Source organism: Rhodococcus sp. NPDC056960 (assembly GCF_042674125.1).
Taxonomy (GTDB): domain Bacteria; phylum Actinomycetota; class Actinomycetes; order Mycobacteriales; family Mycobacteriaceae; genus Rhodococcus_F.
In genome coordinates, this window is record NZ_JBHURF010000001.1 from 371522 (window position 1) to 394288 (window position 22767).

Annotated in this window: 19 protein-coding genes; 16 read left to right on the forward strand and 3 right to left on the reverse strand. The window is 69.6% G+C overall.

Going from position 1 to position 22767, the window contains the following annotated elements; all coding sequences use genetic code 11:
* The first annotated feature begins 10 nt into the window (after positions 1–10).
* Positions 11–1045, forward strand: a complete 1035-nt coding sequence (locus ACFTWF_RS01855) for an Rv2578c family radical SAM protein (RefSeq protein ID WP_378459577.1) — start codon at positions 11–13, stop codon at positions 1043–1045.
* Between the two features lie 112 nt (positions 1046–1157).
* On the forward strand, positions 1158–1613 hold the full coding sequence (locus ACFTWF_RS01860) for a hypothetical protein (protein WP_378459578.1): 456 nt from the start codon (positions 1158–1160) through the stop codon (positions 1611–1613).
* Between the two features lie 16 nt (positions 1614–1629).
* Here the strand turns inward: ACFTWF_RS01860 and ACFTWF_RS01865 are convergent, their stop codons facing one another.
* The 3 genes from ACFTWF_RS01865 to ACFTWF_RS01875 form a co-directional block, all read right to left on the reverse strand.
* The gene (locus ACFTWF_RS01865; protein ID WP_378459579.1) at positions 1630–2355 is read right to left on the reverse strand and encodes an SRPBCC domain-containing protein; all 726 of its coding nucleotides are present in this window, start codon (positions 2353–2355) and stop codon (positions 1630–1632) included.
* 2 nt (positions 2356–2357) lie between these two features.
* Positions 2358–2984, reverse strand: coding sequence for an ArsR/SmtB family transcription factor (locus ACFTWF_RS01870; RefSeq protein WP_378459580.1), 627 nt, complete (start codon positions 2982–2984; stop codon positions 2358–2360).
* A gap of 65 nt (positions 2985–3049) precedes the next feature.
* Positions 3050–3976: a neutral zinc metallopeptidase gene (locus tag ACFTWF_RS01875; protein ID WP_378459581.1), complete on the reverse strand. Its 927-nt coding sequence runs from the start codon at positions 3974–3976 to the stop codon at positions 3050–3052.
* Between the two features lie 143 nt (positions 3977–4119).
* Here ACFTWF_RS01875 and aspS point away from each other — a divergent pair, with 143 nt between their 5' ends.
* The 14 genes from aspS (at position 4120) to aroB (ending at position 22727) form a co-directional block, all read left to right on the forward strand.
* On the forward strand, positions 4120–5925 hold the full coding sequence (gene aspS / locus ACFTWF_RS01880) for an aspartate--tRNA ligase (protein WP_378459582.1): 1806 nt from the start codon (positions 4120–4122) through the stop codon (positions 5923–5925).
* A gap of 70 nt (positions 5926–5995) precedes the next feature.
* Positions 5996–6967 (forward strand): DUF389 domain-containing protein, encoded by a 972-nt coding sequence (locus ACFTWF_RS01885; protein ID WP_378459583.1) that lies wholly within the window; start codon positions 5996–5998, stop codon positions 6965–6967.
* On the forward strand, positions 6964–9546 hold the full coding sequence (locus tag ACFTWF_RS01890; protein WP_378459584.1) for a circularly permuted type 2 ATP-grasp protein: 2583 nt from the start codon (positions 6964–6966) through the stop codon (positions 9544–9546). The genes ACFTWF_RS01885 and ACFTWF_RS01890 overlap by 4 nt, the downstream gene beginning before the upstream one ends.
* Positions 9543–10493 carry a transglutaminase N-terminal domain-containing protein gene (locus ACFTWF_RS01895; protein ID WP_378459585.1) on the forward strand — a complete coding sequence of 317 codons (951 nt, stop codon included), beginning with the start codon at positions 9543–9545 and terminating at the stop codon, positions 10491–10493. Before ACFTWF_RS01890 ends, ACFTWF_RS01895 begins: the two co-directional genes overlap by 4 nt.
* A 65-nt stretch (positions 10494–10558) precedes the next feature.
* Positions 10559–11734, forward strand: a complete 1176-nt coding sequence (locus tag ACFTWF_RS01900) for a phosphotransferase family protein (RefSeq protein WP_378459586.1) — start codon at positions 10559–10561, stop codon at positions 11732–11734.
* A 55-nt stretch (positions 11735–11789) separates the two neighbouring features.
* Positions 11790–13223: a replication-associated recombination protein A gene (locus ACFTWF_RS01905; RefSeq protein WP_378459587.1), complete on the forward strand. Its 1434-nt coding sequence runs from the start codon at positions 11790–11792 to the stop codon at positions 13221–13223.
* A 78-nt stretch (positions 13224–13301) separates the two neighbouring features.
* Positions 13302–15974, forward strand: a complete 2673-nt coding sequence (gene alaS, locus ACFTWF_RS01910; protein WP_378459588.1) for an alanine--tRNA ligase — start codon at positions 13302–13304, stop codon at positions 15972–15974.
* A gap of 2 nt (positions 15975–15976) precedes the next feature.
* The gene (gene ruvX / locus ACFTWF_RS01915) at positions 15977–16513 is read left to right on the forward strand and encodes a Holliday junction resolvase RuvX (protein WP_378459589.1); all 537 of its coding nucleotides are present in this window, start codon (positions 15977–15979) and stop codon (positions 16511–16513) included.
* Complete coding sequence (locus ACFTWF_RS01920; protein WP_378459590.1) at positions 16510–18234, forward strand: endolytic transglycosylase MltG; 1725 nt, start codon at positions 16510–16512, stop codon at positions 18232–18234. Before ruvX ends, ACFTWF_RS01920 begins: the two co-directional genes overlap by 4 nt.
* Positions 18224–19051 carry a shikimate dehydrogenase gene (locus ACFTWF_RS01925; RefSeq protein ID WP_378459783.1) on the forward strand — a complete coding sequence of 276 codons (828 nt, stop codon included), beginning with the start codon at positions 18224–18226 and terminating at the stop codon, positions 19049–19051. The genes ACFTWF_RS01920 and ACFTWF_RS01925 overlap by 11 nt, the downstream gene beginning before the upstream one ends.
* A 91-nt stretch (positions 19052–19142) precedes the next feature.
* Positions 19143–19745 carry a prepilin peptidase gene (locus ACFTWF_RS01930; protein ID WP_378459784.1) on the forward strand — a complete coding sequence of 201 codons (603 nt, stop codon included), beginning with the start codon at positions 19143–19145 and terminating at the stop codon, positions 19743–19745.
* 74 nt (positions 19746–19819) lie between these two features.
* Positions 19820–21007 (forward strand): chorismate synthase, encoded by a 1188-nt coding sequence (aroC, locus tag ACFTWF_RS01935; protein ID WP_185729442.1) that lies wholly within the window; start codon positions 19820–19822, stop codon positions 21005–21007.
* A 38-nt stretch (positions 21008–21045) separates the two neighbouring features.
* Positions 21046–21552, forward strand: coding sequence for a shikimate kinase (locus ACFTWF_RS01940; protein ID WP_185729443.1), 507 nt, complete (start codon positions 21046–21048; stop codon positions 21550–21552).
* A 65-nt stretch (positions 21553–21617) separates the two neighbouring features.
* Entirely contained in the window at positions 21618–22727 is a 1110-nt protein-coding gene (gene aroB / locus ACFTWF_RS01945) for a 3-dehydroquinate synthase (RefSeq protein ID WP_378459591.1), read from the forward strand.
* The last annotated feature ends 40 nt before the right edge of the window (positions 22728–22767 follow it).

The window sequence follows — 22767 nt, forward strand, 5'->3', positions numbered from 1 at the left end:
GCATGTACTCATGAGGTGGGATGGGCAAGCGGTCGACGCCGACGACGGCGCTTTGCCGGGGCTGGAACGTGCCGGCCTCGTGCGCAGTGTGCAGACCCCCGAGTTCGACGGCATCACCTTCCACGAGGTGCTCTGCAAGAGCGCACTGAACAAGATGCCCGAGGAGTCGCAGCTGCCGTTCCGGTTCACCGTCAATGCTTTTCGCGGTTGCTCGCATTCGTGCCGCTACTGTTTCGCGCGCCCCACCCACGAATACCTCGACCTCGACGCCGGCCAGGATTTCGACAGTCAGATCGTCGTGAAGACGAATGTCGCGGCGGTGCTGCGCAAGGAGCTGGGGCGGAGGTCGTGGAAGCGTGAGCATGTGGCGCTCGGCACCAACACCGACCCATATCAGCGGGCGGAGGGCCGGTACCGCCTCATGCCCGGGATCATCCGTGCGCTCGCCGAATCCGCCACGCCGTTCTCGATCTTGACCAAGGGAACGCTGCTGCGACGCGACCTCCCGTTGCTGACCCTGGCCGCCCAGCAGGTGCCGGTGAGCATCGGGGTGTCGCTGGCGATCCACGACCCCGACCTCCAGAAGTCGATCGAGCCGGGAACACCGAGTCCGAAGGCGCGCCTCGAGCTGATCCGGGCGATCACCGACGCCGGCCTGCCCTGCAATGTGATGGTGGCTCCCGTCATACCCTTTCTCACCGATTCGGTGCGGCATCTCGACGGCCTGCTCGAGTCCATCGCCGAGGCCGGCGCCTCGGGTGTGACCGTCTTCCCGATGCACCTGCGCGGCAGCACCAAGGGCTGGTTCATGAACTGGCTGTCCACCGAGCATCCCGCCCTGATCCGGCAGTACCGGCAGTTGTACGGGCGGGCGGCTTACGTTCCGCCGGAATACAAGTCGTGGCTGAAAGGGCGAGTCGACCCCCTCGTCGACCGGTATGGCCTCGGCGGCGGGGCGAAGCACCGCGAAGCCGGTAGCGTCGAGTCCGAACGCCGTGAACTCGTCGCCGCCGGTCGTCCCGGACCGGCGCTCACGCTGTTCTGACGCGGCGGCATCGCGCGACGTCGACACCAGTCGTGCGGACGAGTAACGCTCCGCACGTTCCCGGAGACAAGAGGGGCAGAGATTCGTCCGCCGCACACGACCGGGGAGCGCCATGCCTGTGGGACATCTGACAGCCCGTTCGGCGGTAGTGGGGTCGCTCGCCGCTGCCGCACTCCTCGGCGCTCCGGCCGCGGCCGGAGCGGATACGGCGGCCCTGACTCCCACCTACGCACTGGGGCACGGCCTGTACCCCGGCGATGTCAGCATCTGTGGAGGCCGGATCGACGCCCGGGCGTCGTCGGACTACCCGGAGCCGTACGGGCCGAACTACGTCATGTTGACAACGCATTTCGTGGGCACCTCCCGTGTCTGCATAGTCGACGGAACGCTGCGTTGGCGCAACCTCGACACCGGCGCCTCCGGAACGAAGCAGTGGGCGCTCAGCGGATGGGACGGTCCGGGTGCGCCGACAGCCGTGTATTTCGATCCGGGTGCGGGCCGGGTCAGCGTCGAGATCACCACGAGCACCCCGAACATCCCGGGTGGGGGCGAGTTCACGGCGTCCTGAGCTCAGATGCGACGGTTCACGCGAAGACGTTGTCCAGCCACGACTTCCACGCGTCCTGTGACTTCTCCTGGTCGGCGCCCGTGGCGAAGAGGTGGTGCGCCGCGTCGACCGTTCCGCCGAACGCGTTGCGCCCGTAGAACCGGAACAGGGCATCAGCGGTCCGGATGCCGATGAAGTTCGGCGTCAGGTAGTCGACGACGCCGTCGACCGTGCCGAATCCTGGAACGTCGACCGACACGGTGTCGCCGGTGCCCGAGGTGTCGGACAGGCCGAGAGCGGTGCGGAGCGTGGCCATTGCGCCGGGATCGGCGGAGCCCTCGGGGCCGCCGGCCGCGATGTAGGTGGCCGCGCGTCCCGGGAAGTGCTGGACGTACTGGCCGAGGCTGTGGAGGTAGAACGTGGTGTGCTTGTCGGCGCCGTCGTACTGGGCGTCCCAGTCGTCGGTGAAGATGCCGCTGTGCACGTACCGCAGGGCTGCGGTGCCTGCGGTGCCGCCGTCGCGGGCTTCGATGAGGTATTCGAGCGCGTTGAACCAGCCGTCCGGTCCGTCCTGGCGCACCGCGAACTTCTGCGGCGGCTCCCACGCGACGACGGCGGGGTCGTCCGGTCCCTCGTCGCCGACCCCGGGATCGAACCCGGTGGGGAACATCCACCCGCCGGTGCCGGTGGTGACGGCGGCGAACACGTCCTCCGGGGTGGCGTTCAGGACGACTTCACGGCGAATCTCGAAATTCTTCGACATGACTACTTCTCCTCGTGACGGTTGTCGGATGACTTCGCTTGCGCGGACGGTGTTTTCAAGCTGGGATGCAACGCGACGACGAGACGGTGCCTGCGCCCGCTCGGCGCGTTCTCGTCGTGGTAGCGGGCCACCAGGGTCTTCACGGACTCGCCGAGTTCGTCGGCGAACGTGGACCGGTCGGCCGCCGACGCGAACCGGATCTCGCTGTCGATCGCGTACGTGGCCAGCGGCTGACGCGCCGCAGTGGCGCCGGCGATCAACTCGCCGACCTCACGCACCAATCGCGCGGCCAGTGCCACCAACCACCGGGCGGACAGTTGGTCGGGTGAGCGGTCGGGATCGGGCGCGAGGGCGGCGAACGCGGCAGGGGAGATGACGTACGACGCGGCGGTCGCCTGGAACACCCGCTCGGTGACGTTCCCCTTCCTGCGTTCCTCGACGAGTTCGACGAGACCGTGCTCCTCGAGCGCCCGCAGGTGGTAGTTGGCCTTCTGCCGTGTCAATCCGACCGTCGCGGCGATGGAACTCGCCGAACCGGGCTCGGCGAGCGCCGCGAGCAGTCGGGCCCGAACCGGATCCAGGGAGATCTCGGCGGCGGCCGCCTGATCGATCACTGCTACGTCCAACATGCGTCCACTGTCCCACCGACAAATAAATCTGTCAAGACAAAAATGTTTGTCGGTGGAACGGGTGCTCAGCGCAACGCGGGCGGGTTGTTCAGGTCGCGTGCCGAGTAGGTGTCGCAGGCCTGCAGCTGGCCGGTCCGGTAGCCGGTGGCGAACCACTTCTGGCGTTGCTCCGAGGAGCCGTGCGTCCACCCCTCCGGGTTCACGCGTGTGCCCGCGGACGCCTGGATGCGGTCGTCACCGACCGACGAGGCGGCGGAAAGTGCGTCTTTGATGTCGTCGTCGGTGAGGGTGTCGAGGAACGGCGGTCCGCCGTCGGGGCCGGGGAGAGTGTCGGCGTAGTGGGCCCACACACCCGCGTAGCAGTCGGCCTGCAATTCGGTCCGGACCGCCGCGGAGTCGGCGCCCCGTGGATCGGCCTGCGCCCGCCCGATGTCGCCGAGCTGGTTCTGGATGTGGTGACCGAACTCGTGCGCCACGACGTATTCCTGCGCGAGCGGTCCGCCGCTGGACCCGAAACGGTCGACGAGAAGCTGGAAGAAGCTCGTGTCGAAGTACGCCGTGGAGTCCGCCGGGCAGTAGAACGGGCCGACGTCGCTGGTGGCGTTGCCGCAGCCGGTGTTCACCGACCCGGAGAACAGCACGACCTCCGGCGGAACGTACGCGGTGCCGGTCTGCTGCGCGAGCTCCTGACCCCACACGGAGTCGAGGCTGCCCGCGGTGAACACGACGCGGCAGTTCACGTCGCGGTTGGCGTCGGCGCCGGTTTCACATCCCTCGAGGCCGGCCGAACTCTGCGCCGAAGAATCCGTCGCGCCGCTGAGGCCGCCGAGCAGCGAACCCGGATCACCGCCGAGAAGCAGTGCGAGAACGAGCACGATCAGACCGCCCGCGCCGCCCCCCATCGCGAATTTTCCGCCGAGACCACCCCCGCCGCCTCCGCCTCCGACCGACACCCTGCCGGAGTCCATGCGGGCGCCCTCGTTGAAGGTCATGTGTCGTCGCTTTCTCTTCACTTTGCCGGTGCGGGCCGATCGAGCCTCGCACGTGAAGCGGGTATGCGTTTCCGCTCACGCACGGTGTCTCCGTAGGATCTCAGCCAACGAAGTAGCTTGCCCCATGTTTCGAAAGGAATCCCGTGCTGCGCACACATCTCGCCGGTTCATTGCGAGCCGAGCAGGCCCAGCAGACCGTAACCCTCACCGGTTGGGTTGCCAGGCGTCGTGATCACGGCGGGGTGATCTTCATCGACCTACGTGACGCGTCGGGCGTGGCCCAGGTGGTGTTCCGTGAAGGCGCGGCCGCCGAGCAGGCACACCGCCTGCGCGCCGAGTACTGCGTCAAGGTCACCGGTGTCGTCGAGGTGCGTCCCGAGGGCAACCAGAACTTCGAGATCCCGACCGGTGCCATCGAGGTCAACGTCACCGAACTCGAGGTCCTCAACGAGAGCGCGCCGCTGCCGTTCCAGCTGGACGACCAGGCCGGTGAGGAAGCACGCCTGAAGTACCGCTACCTGGACCTGCGCCGGGAGGGCCCCGGTCACGCCATCCGGTTGCGGTCCAAGGTCAACGCCGCGGCCCGCGCCGTCCTCGCGCACCACGAGTTCGTCGAGGTGGAGACGCCCACGTTGACGCGGTCGACGCCGGAAGGCGCCCGCGACTTCCTGGTACCCGCGCGGCTGCAGCCGGGCAGCTTCTACGCGCTGCCGCAGAGCCCGCAGCTGTTCAAGCAGCTGCTCATGGTCGGTGGCATCGAACGCTACTACCAGATCGCGCGCTGCTACCGCGACGAGGACTTCCGCGCGGACCGTCAGCCCGAGTTCACCCAGCTCGACATCGAGATGAGCTTCGTCAACCAGGACGACGTGATCCTCCTCGCCGAGGAGGTGCTGGCGTCGCTGTGGAAGCTGGTCGGGCACGAGATCAAGACGCCGATTGCGCGGATGACGTACGCCGAGGCGATGCGCCGGTACGGTTCCGACAAGCCGGACCTGCGCTTCGGGGTCGAACTCGTCGAGTGCGCCGAGTTCTTCACGGACACCACGTTCCGCGTCTTCCAGCAGGAGTACGTCGGCGCGGTCGTCATGCCCGGCGGTGCGAGCCAGCCGCGCAAGCAGCTCGACGCGTGGCAGGAATGGGCGAAGCAGCGCGGAGCCAAGGGCCTGGCGTACGTGCTGGTCGGCGAGGACGGCACCCTCGGCGGGCCGGTGGCCAAGAACCTCACCGACGCCGAACGTGAGGGACTCGCCGCGCACGTCGACGCGAAGCCGGGCGACTGCATCTTCTTCGCGGCCGGTGCCACCAAGTCGTCGCGGGCGCTGCTCGGCGCCGCGCGCGGCGAGATCGCCCGCAAGCAGAACCTCATCGACCCGGACGCGTGGGCGTTCGTGTGGGTCGTCGACGCGCCGCTGTTCGAGCCGACCGCGGACGCCACCGCGAGCGGCGACGTCGCGCTCGGGTACAGCGCCTGGACGGCGGTGCACCACGCGTTCACCTCGCCCAAGCCGGAGTCGATCGACACGTTCGATACCGACCCGGGTTCCGCTCTCGCGTACGCCTACGACATCGTCTGCAACGGCAACGAGATCGGCGGCGGCAGTATTCGTATCCACCGCAAGGACATTCAGGAACGGGTGTTCAAGGTGATGGGGATCTCCCACGACGAGGCCGAGGAGAAGTTCGGGTTCCTGCTCGACGCCTTCGCGTTCGGTGCCCCGCCGCACGGTGGAATCGCGTTCGGCTGGGACCGCATCACCGCGCTGCTGGCCGGTGTCGACTCGATCCGTGAGGTCATTGCGTTCCCGAAGTCGGGTGGCGGCGTCGATCCGCTGACCAGCGCGCCGGCTCCGATCACCGCGCAGCAGCGCAAGGAATCCGGTGTCGACGCCAAGCCGGAGCCGAAGGGCGAGGCGGCGGCCAAGGCGGACGCACCCGCCGCCAAGTAGGCGGGACCTCCGGCGCTCCAGGCCGGAGGTACCCGAACGAGCGGACGACGCGGAACAGCCGGGGGACACGATGTTGCACCTGCGAGTGATCTGTCCGGCCGAGCGCACCGAGGACGTCCTCGGTGTGCTCGCCGCGGAACCCGGCGCCACCCACGTGGTGGTGCTCCGCGACGCCGCGATCGACCCGGCCGGCGACGCGATCCAGGCTGACGTCGCCCGCGAGTCGGCGAACGACGTGATCGACGCGCTGGAGGCGCTCGGCATCGCGCGCACCGGCGCGATCACGGTGGAACCCGTCGAGACGGTGCTGTCGAAAGCCGCCCGGGACGCGGAGAAGGCGGCCCCGGGAGACCCCGCGGACAGCGTCGTCTGGGAGGAACTGGTCAGCCGGACCCGCGAGGAGTCGACGCTCAACGGCACGTTCCTGGCGTTCCTCACCATCGCCTGCCTGCTCGCCTCGGTGGGCGTGGTGACCGACTCGCCGATCACCGTCGTCGGGGCCATGGTGGTGGGTCCCGAATTCGGTCCCCTCGCCGCGCTGGCCGTCGCCCTGATGCGGCGCAAGCTCAGTCTGGCCCGACGGTCGCTGATCGCACTGCTCTGCGGTTTCCCGTTCGCGATGGCGGCGACGCTGATCGCGACCCTGCTGATGGAGCGGATCGGCTGGATGAATTTCGAGAGCATCGAGGCCCTCGACCAGGTCGATTTCATCTACCGGGTGGGCCCGCTGTCCCTGGTGGTCGCACTCCTTGCCGGCGGCGCCGGAATGCTCGCGCTCGTGTCCGCGAAGTCGGCGGCCCTCGTCGGTGTGTTCATCTCCGTCACCACCGTTCCCGCGGCCGGCTTCGCCGTCGTCGCGGTCACCGTCGGCGAATGGCGTGTCGCGGCGCTGGCGGCGCTGCAGCTCGGTGTGAACATGGTCGGCATCGTGGTCGCCGGAGTCCTCGTGCTGGCGCTCCGGCTGCGCAAGGGCAGCGATCCGCGGCGCCTCCTCGAACAGGCGCGGAAAGAGCGCCCCCTGTCGCCGCGGAGGATCCGATGAGCCTCACACCGCACGACGGCGGGGGATACGACGAACTCTTCGGCCGCGACGGCGCGGTCCGGGAACCGTGGGCCGAGTTGGCCGAGGACTTCGCCGGCAGCGGACCGGACGCCGTCCGCCGCCTGCAGTCCCGCATCCGGCTTCTCGTCGACAACCACGGCATCACCTACAACCCGCTCGACGGCTCGGACGTCCCGACCGCTCCGCCGCGCTGGGAGGTCGACGCCGTCCCGCTGGTGGTGGCGGCCGACGAGTGGGAGCACCTGGAAGCGGGCTTCGTCCAGCGCTCACGACTCCTCGACGCGGTGCTCGGGGATCTGTACGGTCCCATGACGCTCGTCCGCAGCGGCGCCGTCCCCGCTCGCACGGTGTTCGGGCACCCCGGCTACGTCCGGGCGGCGCACGGCATCACGGTGCCGGGACGGCATCAACTGTTCCTGCACGGACTCGACGTCGGCCGCGGGGCCGACGGAACGTTCCACGCACTGCGCGACCACACGCAGTCCCCGGCCGGTGCCGGGTACGCGATGGCGGATCGCCGGGTCATCGCCCGGGCGATGCCCGGAATCTACGAGACGGTGGGTCCGCGCCCGCTGTCCTCGTTCGCTCAGTCGATGCGGCTCGCGGCGATCGATGCCGCCCCCGCCGGCACCGAGGACCCCCTGGTCGTCGTGCTCAGCCCCCGCACCCGCTCCGAGGCGGCGTTCGACCAGGCGTATCTCGCGACGGTCCTCGGCTTCCCGCTCGTGGAGAGCGCCGATCTGGTGGTCCGCGACGGCCACGTGTGGATGCGGTCCCTCGGCAACCTGGAACGCGTCGACGTGATCGTGCGGCGCGTCGATGCGGACCTCACCGACCCCCTCGACCTGCGTCCCGACTCCCGGTCCGGCGTGGTCGGGCTCGTGGAGGTGCTGCGTCGGGGCGCGGTGACCGTCGTCAACACACTGGGCAGCGGGATCCTCGAGAATCCCGTGCTCACCCGGCTGCTTCCGGACCTGTGCCGCCGGCTGCTGGGCGAGGACCTCCACCTCCCGTCGGCGCCGACGTTCTGGGGTGGCGACCGGTCCGAGCTGTCCCACATCCTGGCGAACGCGTCGTCGATGGTGCTGCGGGAGGTGCGCGGCGGATCGCCGGTCCTGCCCGCGGAACTCGGCGACGACGACCGGGAGGCCGTGCTGGACCGGGTGCGCGCCGAACCCGACCGGTGGGTGGGGCAGATCGTCCCGGACCCGTCGTACGCGCCCGCCGCCGACGGGTCGGGCGGCGTCGTCCTCGCGCCGGTCGGGATGCGGTTGTTCAGCGTCGCGCAGCGGGTGGGATACACCCCGATGGCCGGTGGTCTCGGCACGTCTCTGGTCCCTGGCGCCGAGCGCGGGGACCGCCGCCATGCCGGTGCGAAGGACGTGTGGGTCCGGCTGGCCCAGCGGACCGGATCCACCGAGGCGGGGGACGGCGCGGACCGGGAGCGGGACGGCGACGCCCTGCCCGTCTACGCGGCGACGACGTCCGATCTGATGACGTCGCCCCGCGCGCTCACCGAACTGTTCTGGATGGGCCGGTTCGCCGAGCGCGCCGAGGGAACCGCACGACTGATGATCGCCGTGGGCGAGAAGTACCGCGACTACCGGTTGCGGCCGTGGCTGGCCGGGGGCGGCAGCCTGCCGATCCTGCTCGACACGGTTTTGCGGGTCGCGGACGCCGACCACTACCCCGCGGACGGGTTCGACCGGGGCGCCGACTCCGATCCGGTCGCCGATCAGGTGCGGGTGCGGTCCGAGTTCCGATCGCTGACGGCCGACAGGAATCGGGACGGGTCGCTCGCGCACGCGGTCCGCGGCGTCGAGCAGGCCGCCCGTGCGGTGCGCGGGCAACTGTCCAATGACATCTGGGCCGTGCTCGGTTCGGTCGAGCGCGTGCTCGGGCAGGTCGCCGCGGACCCGGTCGACGACGGGTCCGTGTTGTTCGAGGCGCAGTCCGCGGTGCTCGGGGGGATGCTCGCCCTGTCGGGTGTCGCGGCGGAATCCCTGGTCCGCGACACCGGCTGGCACGTCATGGACATCGGCAAACGGATCGAGCGGGCGTCGACCCTCGTCGCGCTGGTGGAGTCGACGCTGCGCCGGGCGACGGACGCCGCGACCGAACGCGCGGTGATCGACTCGCTGCTCGTCGCCACCGAGAGCGCGGTGGTCTACCGTCGCCGCAACCGGAGCATCCGCCCGGCCGCCGTCGCCGAATTGCTGCTGTTCGACGTGAAGAACCCTCGGTCGCTGGCATTCCAGCTCGAGGCGCTGCGCGCGAATCTCGCCGCACTGCCGGATGCCTCGGGTGCGTCCCGCGCCGAGCGGCTCGTCGAGGACATGATCAACACCGTGCGGCGCGTCGACCCCGCCCGACTCGAATCGGTCGACGCCACCGGATCCCGGAAGGAGCTGGGGGAGCTGACGACCACCGTGCGCGCACTGCTGCGCGAGCTGTCCGACGTGATGCTGAAGGGACAGCTGTCGCTGCCCGGGGGCACCCAGCCGCTGTGGGGTAGCGGAACCGCGCGGAGCGCCGCGCAGGGAGGTGTGCCCGCATGACGGACGTGCCGCCCCCGGCGGACGACGCGGCGGAGCGTCCGGTGCTGCGCCGCTTCACGATCACCCACCGCACCACCTACACGTATTCGGGGCCGGTGTCCGCGTCGTACGGTCGCGGATACCTGCTGCCGCGCGACACCGACGAACAACGGTGCGTCAGTTCGGTCGTCGAGATCTCACCGACACCCGCGGACCGCTCCACCGGCTCCGACGCGTACGGCAACCGAAATCTGTACTTCCAGGTGAGCACGCCGCACGAGGAGCTGGTCGTGGCGGCCGAATCCGAGGTCGAGGTGTTCGGGCCGGACACGGGCAGGCTCACCACCGCGCCGGCGAATTCGCCGTGGGAGCTGTCACGGCCCGTGGGCACCGAGGGGGCGATGGCGCAGGAATTCGTGCTGGATCTCGAACCCCCCGAGATCGGCGACGCCGTCCGCGAGTACGCGGCCCCGAGTTTCCCGCCCGAACGGCCCCTCGTGGACGCTGTGATCGATCTCACCACCCGCATCCACCGCGACTTCCGCTACAAGTCGGGATCGACGTCCGTGTCGACGCGGGTCGCGGAGGTCCTGGAGAAGCGGTCGGGCGTGTGCCAGGACTTCGCCCGGCTCGCCATCGCCTGCCTGCGGTCCCGGGGGCTCGCCGCCCGGTACGTGTCCGGTTATCTGGCGACGCAACCGCCGCCCGGCAAGGAACGGATGATCGGCGTCGACGCCACCCACGCGTGGGCGGCCGTGTGGATGCCGGGGGACCGGTGGCTGGCCTTCGACCCCACCAACGACCAGCTGGTCGACGAGCGATACACGGTGGTGGCGTGGGGTCGCGACTACGCGGACGTGCCGCCGCTGCGGGGTGTCATATACACAGAGGCACGAAACAGCACCATTGCGGTGTCGGTTGACGTGGCGCCGATGGAAGTGCTCGCACCGGATCAGCCGAAATGCTGAAATTCATCGGGGCTTCCCTAGGAGGACTCGATGATCCGTGTCACTAGCAGGTAAGTTGGTCCGCGATGACTGCAATACTGGCAGACCCCGTTTCAGAGGTAGTTGCCGCAGCCGAGAAGCTGCTGACCCGCCGCACCGGCGCACCCGTGACACTGGTGGATCCCGTGGATCTCGGCGGCAGTGGCCGCTCCATCGTGCTCCGCGTGCGGGTTGCGGAGAATCCCTTCTCCCTTCCGCGGACGTTGGTGATCAAGCAGGTCCGTGAGGAGTCCGGGGTGTCCGGGGCGCGGGCCGTCGATCCCGACGACCTGGCCGGAGACAGTGGCAGCGCCTTCCTTCGCGAAGCCGTGTCGTATCAGTTCGCGACCGCGCTGGCGACGGACAGCCGTCCCGGCGCCGAACTGCTCGCGTCCGACCTCGACGCCCGGCTCCTCGTGCTCAGCGACCTCGGTGACGCGACTCCCATCAGTGCCCTGCTCGAGCACTCCGACGCCGACACCGTCACCAACACCCTCATGGCCATGGCCCAGGCGCTCGGTCGCATGCACGCGGCCACCGTGGGCCGCGAAGAAGACTTCACCGCGTTGCTGCGCCGCGCCGAGGTCGCGCACTGCGACGATACCGTCGCCGAGCAGGTGGAGCGGGCGGTGCCTGCCGTGCCGCGCCTGCTGGCCGAGATCCTCGGCGTCGACGTCTCCCCGGAGCTGACCGATCAGGTCGCGCGCGCCGCCAAACTGTTCGAGAGCGGCCGGTTCCGGGCGTTCAGCCCGTCCGACCTGTGCCCGGACAACATCATCGTCAACGACGAGGGTGTGCGGTTCCTCGACTACGAGTGGGGCGGTTTCCGTGACGCCATGCTCGACATCGCGTATGCGCTGGTCTCGTTCCCGGGCTGCCTGTGCAGCATCGACCTCTCCGAAGACCGGACGCAGGCGATGATCGAGGCGTGGCGGGCCGAGGTGGTGGGCATGTGGCCCGCCCTCGCCGACGACAACGTCCTCGCGGCGCGCATGGTGGAGGCGCAGCTGATCTGGGTGTGGCTCAGCACGTACCTGTTCCTGCCCGAGAACCACACCCGCATCGCCGCGGTCCGCGAGCATCACCTGTCCGTGCCGCGCTCCGAGGCGCTGATCCAGCGCTGGGACAAGCTGGCCCGGTCGGCGGACCACGCCGGAAACACGGTGGTCGCCCACCACGCCCGCACCATCGCCGACACGATCCGGGGACTGTCCGTCGGCTGACCCGCGGCCCGGCCGGAGTGGGTCGGACGGTGCGGTCCCGGGTAGCGTCGAACTTGTGAGCGATCTTTTCGGAGCCGATGTCGGCGAGGACGAGTCGGCAGGACTGTTCGAGTCGGCGCGGCCGGACGAGGCGGCGGCACCGCATTCCCTCCCGTCCCCGGCGTCGGTGAGTCCGCACGCGCCGCTGGCCGTGCGGATGCGCCCCCGCACCCTCGGCGAGGTGGTCGGGCAGCAGCACCTCCTCGGTCCCGGGGCGCCGCTGCGGCGCCTCGTCGAGGGGTCCGGGGCGGCGTCCGTGCTGCTGTACGGCCCGCCCGGCACCGGGAAGACGACGCTGGCGTCGCTGATCTCCGGTGCCACCGGCCGCCGCTTCGAGGCCCTGTCCGCCCTGTCCGCGGGGGTCAAGGAGGTGCGCGGCGTCATCGAACTGGCCCGCCGCCGCCTCCTCGCCGGCGAGCAGACGGTGCTGTTCATCGACGAGGTGCATCGCTTCTCGAAGACTCAGCAGGATGCGCTGCTGGCCGCCGTGGAGAACCGGATCGTGCTGCTCGTGGCCGCCACCACCGAGAACCCGTCGTTCTCCGTGGTGTCCCCGTTGCTGTCGCGCTCCCTCGTCCTGCAATTGCAGTCCCTGACGGCGGACGACGTCGAGAACGTCCTCGACCGCGCCCGCACCGACGAGCGCGGTCTCGCCGGGGAGATCGAGATCGCGGGCGACGCCATGGACCACCTGGTGCGGCTCGCGGCCGGTGACGCCCGGCGCGCGCTCACCGCACTCGAGGCGGCGGCCGGGGCGGCGCTCGACCAGGCCGGCGACGCCGAGCGTCCCGTGCTGCTGGACCTGGCGACGGTGGAGGCGAGCGTCGACAAGGCCGCCGTCCGCTACGACCGCGACGGCGATCAGCACTACGACGTGATCAGCGCCTTCATCAAGTCCATCCGCGGCTCCGACGTCGACGCGGCCCTGCACTACCTGGCGCGGATGCTGACCGCAGGTGAGGACCCGCGATTCATCGCACGGCGACTGGTCGTCCACGCCAGCGAGGACGTCGGGATGGCCGACCCCACCGCGTTGCAGACCGCGACCGCCGCCGCGCAGGCGGTCCAGCTGATCGGCATGCCGGAGGCCCGCCTCGCCCTCGCCCAGGCCACCATCCACCTCGCGACCGCACCGAAGTCGGGGGCTGTCACCGCCGCGCTGGGTGCCGCGATGGCGGACGTCGCGGCCGGAAACGCCGGGCTCGTCCCACCCCATCTGCGCGACGGCCACTACGCGGGAGCGGCGAAGCTCGGCAACGCCGTCGGCTACCGCTATCCCCACGATCACCCGGACGGCGTGCTGGCGCAGCAGTATCCGCCGGACGAGCTGGTCGGTGTCGACTACTACCAGCCCACCACGCACGGCGGTGAGCGCGACATCGCGGGGCGGGTGGGCAAACTGCGCGCCATCGTCCGCGGCACGAACCGTCAGGGTGGCCGGTTAAGCTGAATGTTGCCGAAGTGCCGGGTGTGCCCAGCCGCCCGGCGACCGTAGTTGCCCTCGAGACAGACAATAAGGATCACTGACGTGCAGACCCACGAGATTCGCCGGCGCTTCCTCGACCATTTCGTCAAGGCAGGCCACACCGAGGTACCCAGCGCCTCGCTGATTCTCGACGATCCGAACCTGCTGTTCGTCAACGCCGGAATGGTCCAGTTCGTGCCGTACTTCCTCGGCCAGCAGACCCCGCCGTACCCGAGGGCGGCCAGCGTCCAGAAGTGTGTCCGAACCCTCGACATCGAGAATGTGGGCATCACCACACGGCACAACACGTTCTTCCAGATGGCCGGAAACTTCTCCTTCGGCGACTACTTCAAGCGCGACGCGATCAAGCATGCGTGGGCACTGCTCACGTCGAGCGTCGACGACGGCGGATACGGGTTCGACCCGGAACGGATCTGGGTCACCGTCTACCTCGACGACGACGAGGCCCGCGACATCTGGCGGGACGAGGTCGGGGTCCCCGAGACGCGGATCCAGCGTCGCGGCATGGCCGACAACTACTGGTCCATGGGCATCCCCGGCCCGTGCGGCCCGTGCTCGGAGATCTACTACGACCGCGGTCCCGCCTACGGCCGGGAGGGGGGGCCCGAGGCCGACGAGGATCGGTACATCGAGATCTGGAATCTCGTGTTTATGCAGAACGAGCGCGGGCTCGGAATCAGCAAGGACAACTTCGAGATCCTCGGTCCGCTGCCCAAGCAGAACATCGACACCGGCATGGGCGTCGAGCGGGTGGCGTTCCTGCTGCAGGGCGTCGACAACGTGTACGAGACCGATCTCGTGCGGCCGGTCATCGCGAAGGCCGAGGAACTGTCGGGCCGGAAGTACGGCGCCAGTCACGACGACGACGTGCGCTTCCGGGTGATCGCCGATCACGCGCGGACCGCCGCGATGCTCATCGCCGACGGAGTGAACCCCGGCAACGACGGGCGCGGCTACGTCCTGCGCCGCCTGCTGCGGCGCATCGTCCGGTCCGCGAAGCTCCTCGGCGCCGACAAGCCCAGCATGCGTGAGTTCATTACCGTCGTCCGCGACACGATGGCTCCGTCGTACCCGGTCCTCGACACCGACTTCAGCCGGATCGAAACGGTCGCCGTCGGCGAGGAGACCGCGTTCCTCAAGACCCTGACGTCCGGGTCCAAGCTCTTCGAAGGTGCCGCCGAGTCTGTGAAGGCCTCGGGCAAGTCGACGATCGGCGGCGAGCAGGCGTTCGCGCTCCACGACACGTACGGCTTCCCGATCGACCTCACCCTGGAGATGGCGGCCGAGGCGGGACTGACGGTCGACGAGGAGGGTTTCCGCGCGCTGATGGCGGAGCAGCGGCAGCGCGCGAAGGACGATGCGCAGGCGCGCAAGCACGCCCACGCCGACCTCACCGTCTACAAGGAACTGCTCGACCGCGGGCCCACCGAGTTCACCGGATTCCACGAACTGGTCTCCGAGGCGCACGTTCTCGCGCTGATCTCGCAGGGGCAGCGGGTGCCTGTCGCGGCGGCGGGCCAGGACGTCGAGGTGATCCTCGACCGCAGCCCCCTGTACGCGGAGGCGGGCGGCCAGATCGCCGACCTCGGCACCCTCACCGGTCCGGGTCTGCGGGTCAAGGTCAACGACGTGCAGAAGATCGCCAAGAAGCTGTGGGTGCACAAGGTCACCGTGCAGGAAGGCCAGATCACCGAGGGCGACGTCGTGCTCGCGCAGGTCGACGCCGAGTGGCGCAAGGGTGCCACCCAGGGCCACTCCGGCACCCACATGGTGCACGCGGCGCTGCGACAGGTGCTGGGCCCCAACGCAGTTCAGGCCGGCTCGCTGAACAAGCCGGGATACCTGCGTTTCGACTTCTCCTGGCAGGGCGCGCTGACGGAAGCGCAGAAGCAGGACATCGAGGTCGTCGCGAACGAGGCCGTGGCCGCCGATTACTCGGTGAACACGTTCGTCACCGACCTCGACAAGGCGAAGTCGATGGGCGCCATGGCGTTGTTCGGCGAAAACTACGGCGACGAGGTGCGGGTCGTCGAGATCGGCGGGCCGTTCTCGATGGAGCTGTGTGGCGGAACTCACGTCGGAACCTCCGCGCAGATCGGCAACGTGACGCTGCTCGGCGAACAGTCGGTCGGTTCCGGTGTGCGCCGCGTCGAGGCCTACGTCGGGCTCGACTCCTACCGCTACCTCGCCAAGGAGCGCGCCCTCCTCGCCGGTCTGTCGTCGTCGCTGAAGGTGCCCTCGGAAGAGGTGCCTGCCCGCGTCGAGGCGCTGGTGGAACGACTTCGGGTGGCGGAGAAGGAACTCGAGCAGACCCGCGCGCAGGCGGTTCTCGCGTCCGCGGGCACGTACGTCGAGAAGGCGCAGCGGGTCGGGCCGGTGCTGCTGGTCGCGGACTCCGCCCCGGCCGGGGTCGGGGGCAACGACCTGCGCGGGCTCGTCACCGACATCCGTGGCCGCTTCGGCACGCAGCCCGCAGTGGTCGTGCTGCTCGGTGACGTCGACGGCAAGGTTCCGTTCGTCGTAGCGGTGAGCAAGGCGGCCCAGGAACTCGGACTGTCGGCCGGTGATCTCGTCAAGGAATTCGGGCCGAAGATCGGCGGCCGCGGCGGCGGAAAGGCCGACATGGCACAGGGTTCCGGCTCGGACACCACCGGAATCGCGGCCGCCCTCGACGCTGTCCGCGGACAAGTCGCGGACAAGGTGGGGAGCCAGTAGCGGTGGATCGCGCGGAACAGGGTCCGGATCGACCTGGAGTCGACGACCCTGGGCGCGGTCGGCGCATCGGCATCGATGTGGGCAGTGTCCGGATCGGGGTCGCGTCGAGCGACCCCGACGGGATCCTCGCCACTCCCGTGGAGACGGTGCCGCGGTCCAAGGAGCGTGGGCCCGACGCGCCGGATATCCGGCGCATTGCCGACATTGTCGAGGAATACGAAGCGGTGGAGGTTATCGTCGGTCTGCCGCAGACCTTGCGGGGTGAACGGGGAAAGGCCGCCTCGATCGCTACGGTGTTCGCGAAGCGATTGCGAAGGACGGTCGACCCGGTACCTGTGCGGATGGCAGACGAACGTCTGACGACCGTCACTGCCGCGCGGGCGCTTCGCGAGAGCGGTGTCAGTGCGAGAGGCCAGCGTCCGGTGATCGACCAGGCTGCGGCGGTGGCGATCTTGCAGGGATGGTTGGACGAGCGGAGCAGGTCGGTGGACGCAGGGGATTCGGGGGCGGACGTGCAGGTACCGGAGGCAGGCCAGTGAGCAATCATCGGCGCCCGGCCGGCGAACGAACCGAGTTCCACTACGTTCCCCGTCAGCCGCGGCGGCACCGCTACCTCGAAGACGACGACCAGGTCGACTACACCCCGCCCCCTGACGACGATGATGTCGTCACCACCGGCAGACACGCGGTGCTCTACGACGACCGGGATCACGACGACCACGAGGTCGCGGAGCCGGACGTCGACCACACAGAGCCGGTGTACGAACAGCCGGTGCACGAGCAACCAGCGTACGAGCGGCCCGTCCACCCCGAACCCGTGTACGAGGACGGATACGGTCCCCGTTCCTACGGGGACATGCGTGGTTACCGTGAATCCGCCGACGACGCTCACGCCGAAGTAGGCGAGCCGCACGGAGCCGAGACGTATTCCGGCGACGGGTACGAGCAGACTCTCGAACGCGAACCCGAACACGACCGGGCTTTCGCGGACGCCGAGACGCAAATCATCGCGGCCATCCCCGAAGCCTCGATCCCCGACGCCGCGATCCCCGAGGAGATCCCGCCGACCCGCAGCCACGCCCGTGCGCAGGCGCGGCGCCGCAGTCAGGCTCGTGGACGCGCACGCCGCGGCAAGGTGTTCGGCGTCCTCGCCGCCGCATCGGTCCTGATCGTGCTGGTGGGCATGGTGTTCGTCGGAGGAAAGATGTTCTTCGGCAACGAGGCACCCGCGGACTACGCCGGTCCCGGCGGTCCCGAAGTGGTCGTGCAGGTCCATCCGGGCGACACGGCGGAGCAGATCGCGTCGGCCCTGGCGGACCGGGACGTCGTCGCCAGCGGATCGGCCTTCTTCAACGCCGCGGTCCAGAGCAACGCGATGAACTCGGTGCAGCCCGGCTTCTACAGCCTGTCCACCCAGATTTCGGCGAAGGACGCCGTGCAGGAACTGGTCGACCCCGCCTCACGGGTCGGGCACATGATCATCTCCGAGGGCCGGCAACTCCACGACACGACCGACGTGCAGACCGGCGCCAAGAAGAAGGGGATCTACACGCTGATCTCCGAGGCCAGCTGCCTGGGTGACGCCGGCCAGGAACACTGCATCGGCTACGACGACCTCAACGCCGCAGGCGCGGGCGACCTGTCCGCGCTGGGTGTGCCCGACTGGGCGAAGGACTCGGTCGCCGGGGTTCCGGACCGCGACCGCCAGCTCGAGGGGCTGATCGCTGCGGGCAGTTGGGATTTCGATCCGACCGCGGGTCCCGCCGCCATCTTGCAGCGGCTGGTCACGGAGAGTTCCGCGAGTTACGAGAAGACCGGAATCCTCACCGCGGGCAACCAGGTCGGTCTGACGCCGTACAAGATGCTGATCGCGGCGTCCCTGGTGGAACGCGAGGCGATGCCGGCCGACTTCTCGAAGGTGGCCCGGGTCATCCTCAACCGCCTCGCGGTCAACCAGGCGCTGCAATTCGATTCCACGGTCAACTACGCGCTGGACACCACCGAACTGGCCACCACCGACGCCGACCGCGCACAGGTGACGCCGTGGAACACATACGCCAGCCCCGGTCTGCCTGCCACGCCGATCTCGTCGCCGAGTATCGGTGCCCTCCAGGCGGTCGAGCAACCGGCGCCGGGCGATTGGATCTACTTCGTGACAGTCGATTCCAAGGGGACGACGCTGTTCACGAAGAGCTACGAAGAACACCTGGCCAACATCGACCAGGCTCTGAACAATGGGATTCTCGACAGTGGACGATGAGATGGTGACCGCACGCAAGGCTGCGGTGCTGGGCAGCCCGATCGCGCATTCGCGTTCGCCGCAACTGCACCTCGCAGCGTATCGCGCGCTGGGCCTGACCGACTGGACGTACGAGCGGATCGAATGCGACGGGGAGCGGCTTCCCGGCCTGGTGTCCGGGCTCGGCCCGGAGTGGGTCGGGTTGTCCGTCACGATGCCCGGCAAGATCGCGGCACTCGCGTTCGCGTCCGAGCGCACCGAGCGGGCCGTCGCGATCGGCTCGGCGAACACGCTCGTCCGGATCGACGGCGGCTGGCGTGCCGATTGCACCGATGTGGACGGCGTCAGCGGTGCACTCACCGCGGGCGGCGTCGGAACGATCGCGGACGCGGAGGCGGTCGTCGTCGGGGCCGGGGGAACGGCCCGTCCGGCGCTCGTGGCCCTCGCCGACATGGGAGTGAAGTCGGTGACCGTGGTGGCCCGCGACGCGGGCCGGGCCGCGGGGGCGCTGGCCTGCGCGGAGTCGGTGGGCCTCGACGTCCGGTTACTCGGATTCGACAGTCCGGAACTCGGTGCCCGCTGCGCCGAGGCGGCCGCGCTCGTCAGCACCGTTCCGTCCGCTGCCGTCGCCGCGTATGCGGACGTCCTCGGGCGGGCGCCGTTCGTTCTCGATGCGATCTACGACCCGTGGCCGACCCCGCTGGCGGCGGCGGTCGAGGCGGCCGGTGGAACGGTCGTCGGTGGCCTGTCGATGCTGCTGCACCAGGCGTTCGGGCAGGTCGAGCAGTTTACCGGGCGCCCGGCGCCGCGGGAGGCCATGGCGGCCGCTCTGGGCTAGTTGTCCACAGGGCTGGGAACTATCCACAGGCCGGTCGTTCCGCCAGGTCGCCACGACCGCCGGGGTGGCCGGGGCGCGCACCCTGATCGTCATGTGGTGGCTGATCGCGACGAGTGTGGTGGCCGGTGCGGGTGCGGGACGGTGTGCGCGTCTGACCGCCGGTCGATACGGGGGCCGGGTCCGGCCGGGCTGGTGCGAGGCCGTGTGCGCCGTCGGTGTCGCGGTCACGGTCCGGACCGGGGGAGTCGATGCCGCGCCGTGGGTGCTGCCGTGCGCGACCGCGTTCTGGTGGTGGTGCATCGCTCTCGCGGTCACCGACCTGTGCGTGCGAACGTTGCCGAACCGGCTCACGCTGCCGGGTTTCCTGGTGATCGCCGGCTTCGGTGCCGTGACCGGATCCGCCGGCGCCGCCGTGCTCGGCGGGCTCCTGCTGGCGTCGGCGTATCTCGCCATGTACCTCGGTGCACCGGGGGCTCTCGGGGCCGGTGACGTGAAACTTGCGCTGGGCGTCGGTGCGGCGACCGGTCTGGCCGGGGGAGACGCGTGGGTGTGCGCGGCCGCGCTTGCGCCGGCACTGACCGCGACGGCGGGCTGCGTCGTCCTCGTCGCCCGGCGAGCGCCGCGGCCGCTCCCACACGGACCGTCGATGTGCGCCGCGACACTCGTCGCGCTGTTCTCCGCGCACATCACGTGAACGAGGCACCGGGCTCACACGGTTGGGAGGACCACCGTCACTGCCGAACGCGGCGACATGGAAGGATATTGGACGTGCTGCGCTGGATAACTGCCGGAGAATCCCATGGTCCCGCCCTCGTCGCGATGCTCGAGGGGATGGTCGCGGGCGTCGAAGTGACGTCCGAGGACATCTCGACCCAACTCGCGCGACGTCGCCTCGGCTACGGACGCGGCGCGCGGATGAAGTTCGAGGCCGACAAGGTCACCATCATCGGTGGTGTGCGACACGGGCGCACGCTCGGCGGTCCGATCGCCGTCGAGGTGGGCAACACCGAGTGGCCCAAGTGGGAAACCATCATGTCCGCCGACCCGGTGGACGCCGACCTGCTCGCCGATCAGGCGCGGAATGCGCCGCTCACCCGTCCCCGGCCCGGGCACGCCGACTACTCGGGCATGCTCAAGTACGGCTTCGACGACGCCCGCCCGGTGCTCGAACGCGCGAGTGCACGCGAAACCGCGGCCCGCGTCGCGGCCGCGACGTTCGCCCGCGGTTTCCTCCGCCAGGTGTTCGGTGTGGAGGTCCTGTCGCACGTCATCTCCATCGGCGCATCCGATCCGTACGTCGGACCCGAACCCACCGCATCCGACCTGTCCGCGATCGACGCCAGCCCGGTCCGTGCCTTCGACAAGGCCGCCGAGGACTCGATGATCGCGGAGATCGAGGCCGCCAAGCGGGACGGCGACACCCTCGGTGGCGTCGTCGAGGTGGTCATCCACGGTCTCCCCGTCGGTCTCGGGTCGTTCATCAGCGGCGCCGACCGACTCGACGCGCGTCTCGCGTCCGCCCTCATGGGTATCCAGGCGATCAAGGGTGTCGAGGTCGGCGACGGCTTCGAGACCGCGCGCCGGCGTGGCAGCCAGGCACACGACGAGATGCGGCCCGGACCGGACGGAATTCTGCGTTCGACCAATCGTGCGGGTGGCCTCGAGGGCGGCATGACCAATGGTGAGGCGCTCCGCGTGCGTGCGGCGATGAAGCCGATCTCGACGGTCCCGCGGGCGCTGGCCACCGTCGACATGTCGACCGGCGAGGAGGCCGTGGCCATTCACCAGCGGTCCGACGTGTGCGCGGTGCCCGCCGCCGGTGTGGTCGCCGAGGCGATGGTCGCATTGGTCGTCGCCCAGGCGGCACTGGAGAAGTTCGGGGGCGACTCGGTCGCGGAAACGGCCGCCAACTACGAGCGCTACGCGTCCGGCGTCGCCGCCCGGCTCGCGCGATGACCATCCAATCCGCCCGCGCAACGGGGCGGTGACGGGTGATGGCACCGAAAGCCGTGCTCGTCGGTCCGCCGGGAGCAGGTAAGTCCACGATCGGACGGCGCCTCGCGCAGGCATTGGACCTTCCGCTGTTCGACACCGACGTGGCGGTCGAGGAAGAGGCGGGTCGCACGATCGCCGAGATCTTCGTCCAGGAGGGCGAACCCGCTTTCCGGGCGCTGGAAGAAGAGATCGTCCGGAAGGCCATCGAGAGCCACGAGGGGATCGTCTCGCTCGGCGGCGGGTCCATCCTGTCCGAGCGCACCCGCGAATTGTTGAAGGGCCAGACGGTGATCTACCTCGAGATCAGCGTTGCCGAGGGGCTCAAGCGCACGGGGACCAACACCGCCCGCCCGCTCCTCGCCGGTGGCGACCCCCGCCAGAAGTACACCGAGTTGATGCGCAAGCGCCGACCGCTGTACCGGCAGGTGGCCTCCATCCGGATCCGCACGGACGGGCGGAGCCCCGCCCGGGTGGTGCAGCAGTTGCTGGCGAAACTCGCCGAATGAGCGGCGGTCCCGGCGGAACAGAGACAGCCGAGAATCTCGGACAAGACGGAGCGGAGCAGCAGACAGTGACCGAACCGGTACGCGTACAGGTGCAGACGGCCAACCCCTACCCGGTCATCATCGGGCGCGGATTGCTCGGCGAGTTGGTGGACGAACTCGCCGGCACGCGGACGGTGGCGATCTTCCACCAGCCGCCGCTCGCGGAGACGGCGGAGGCGGTCCGCGCCGCGCTCGCCGAGAAGGGCATCGATGCGCACCGCATCGAGATCCCGGACGCGGAGGACGGCAAGGACCTGGCCGTGGCCGGTTTCTGCTGGGAGGTGCTGGGCCGGATCGGACTGACCCGCAGCGACGCCGTCGTCAGTCTGGGCGGCGGCGCGGCCACCGACCTCGCCGGGTTCGTCGCGGCGACGTGGATGCGCGGCGTGCGGGTGATCCACGTGCCCACGACGCTGCTCGCGATGGTGGACGCCGCGGTCGGCGGCAAGACGGGTATCAACACCGAGGCCGGCAAGAACCTGGTCGGGTCGTTCCACGAGCCGTCGGCCGTGCTGATCGATCTGGCGACGCTGGAGACGGTGCCCCGCAACGAGATCGTCGCCGGCATGGCGGAGGTCGTGAAGACCGGCTTCATCGCCGACCCCGTCATCCTCGACCTGATCGAGGCCGACCCCGAGGCCGCCCTCGATCCGACGGGAACGGTTCTGCCCGAACTGATCCGGCGATCCGTGGAGGTCAAGGCCAAGGTGGTGGCCGCGGATCTGCGTGAATCCGACCTCCGCGAGATCCTCAACTACGGGCACACCCTCGGACATGCCATCGAACGCCGCGAGCGGTACCGCTGGCGTCACGGCGCCGCCGTGTCCGTCGGGCTGGTGTTCGCGGCGGAACTGGGGCGGCTGGCGGGACGGCTCGACGACGCGACCGCGGATCGCCACCGCACCATCCTCGAACTGGTCGGGCTGCCCACCACGTACGATGCGGACGCCTTCGGTCAGCTCGTCGAGGGCATGCAGACCGACAAGAAGAACCGGGCCGGTGTGCTGCGGTTCGTCGTGCTCGACGGACTCGCGAAGCCCGGACGACTCGAGGGACCCGACCCGTCTCTGCTGGTGGCCGCGTACTCGGCCGTTGCCCGCGAGGAGAAGCCGGGCGGCGGGGCCATCCTGCTGTGACATAGGGCCGGACGGACGAACGCGGCGGTGTGAGCGAATG

Excerpts from the sequence above, each read along its gene's own strand:
- ACFTWF_RS01860 (WP_378459578.1), top strand. The coding sequence starts at position 1,158 with ATGCCTGTGGGACATCTGACAGCCCGTTCGGCGGTAGTGGGGTCGCTC.
- ACFTWF_RS01900 (WP_378459586.1), top strand. The coding sequence starts at position 10,559 with ATGACTGCAATACTGGCAGACCCCGTTTCAGAGGTAGTTGCCGCAGCC.
- ACFTWF_RS01890 (WP_378459584.1), top strand. The coding sequence starts at position 6,964 with ATGAGCCTCACACCGCACGACGGCGGGGGATACGACGAACTCTTCGGC.
- ACFTWF_RS01870 (WP_378459580.1), bottom strand. The coding sequence starts at position 2,984 with ATGTTGGACGTAGCAGTGATCGATCAGGCGGCCGCCGCCGAGATCTCC.
- ACFTWF_RS01865 (WP_378459579.1), bottom strand. The coding sequence starts at position 2,355 with ATGTCGAAGAATTTCGAGATTCGCCGTGAAGTCGTCCTGAACGCCACC.
- ACFTWF_RS01875 (WP_378459581.1), bottom strand. The coding sequence starts at position 3,976 with ATGACCTTCAACGAGGGCGCCCGCATGGACTCCGGCAGGGTGTCGGTC.
- ACFTWF_RS01885 (WP_378459583.1), top strand. The coding sequence starts at position 5,996 with ATGTTGCACCTGCGAGTGATCTGTCCGGCCGAGCGCACCGAGGACGTC.
- ACFTWF_RS01895 (WP_378459585.1), top strand. The coding sequence starts at position 9,543 with ATGACGGACGTGCCGCCCCCGGCGGACGACGCGGCGGAGCGTCCGGTG.
- ACFTWF_RS01940 (WP_185729443.1), top strand. The coding sequence starts at position 21,046 with ATGGCACCGAAAGCCGTGCTCGTCGGTCCGCCGGGAGCAGGTAAGTCC.
- ACFTWF_RS01930 (WP_378459784.1), top strand. The coding sequence starts at position 19,143 with ATGTGGTGGCTGATCGCGACGAGTGTGGTGGCCGGTGCGGGTGCGGGA.
- ACFTWF_RS01855 (WP_378459577.1), top strand. The coding sequence starts at position 11 with ATGAGGTGGGATGGGCAAGCGGTCGACGCCGACGACGGCGCTTTGCCG.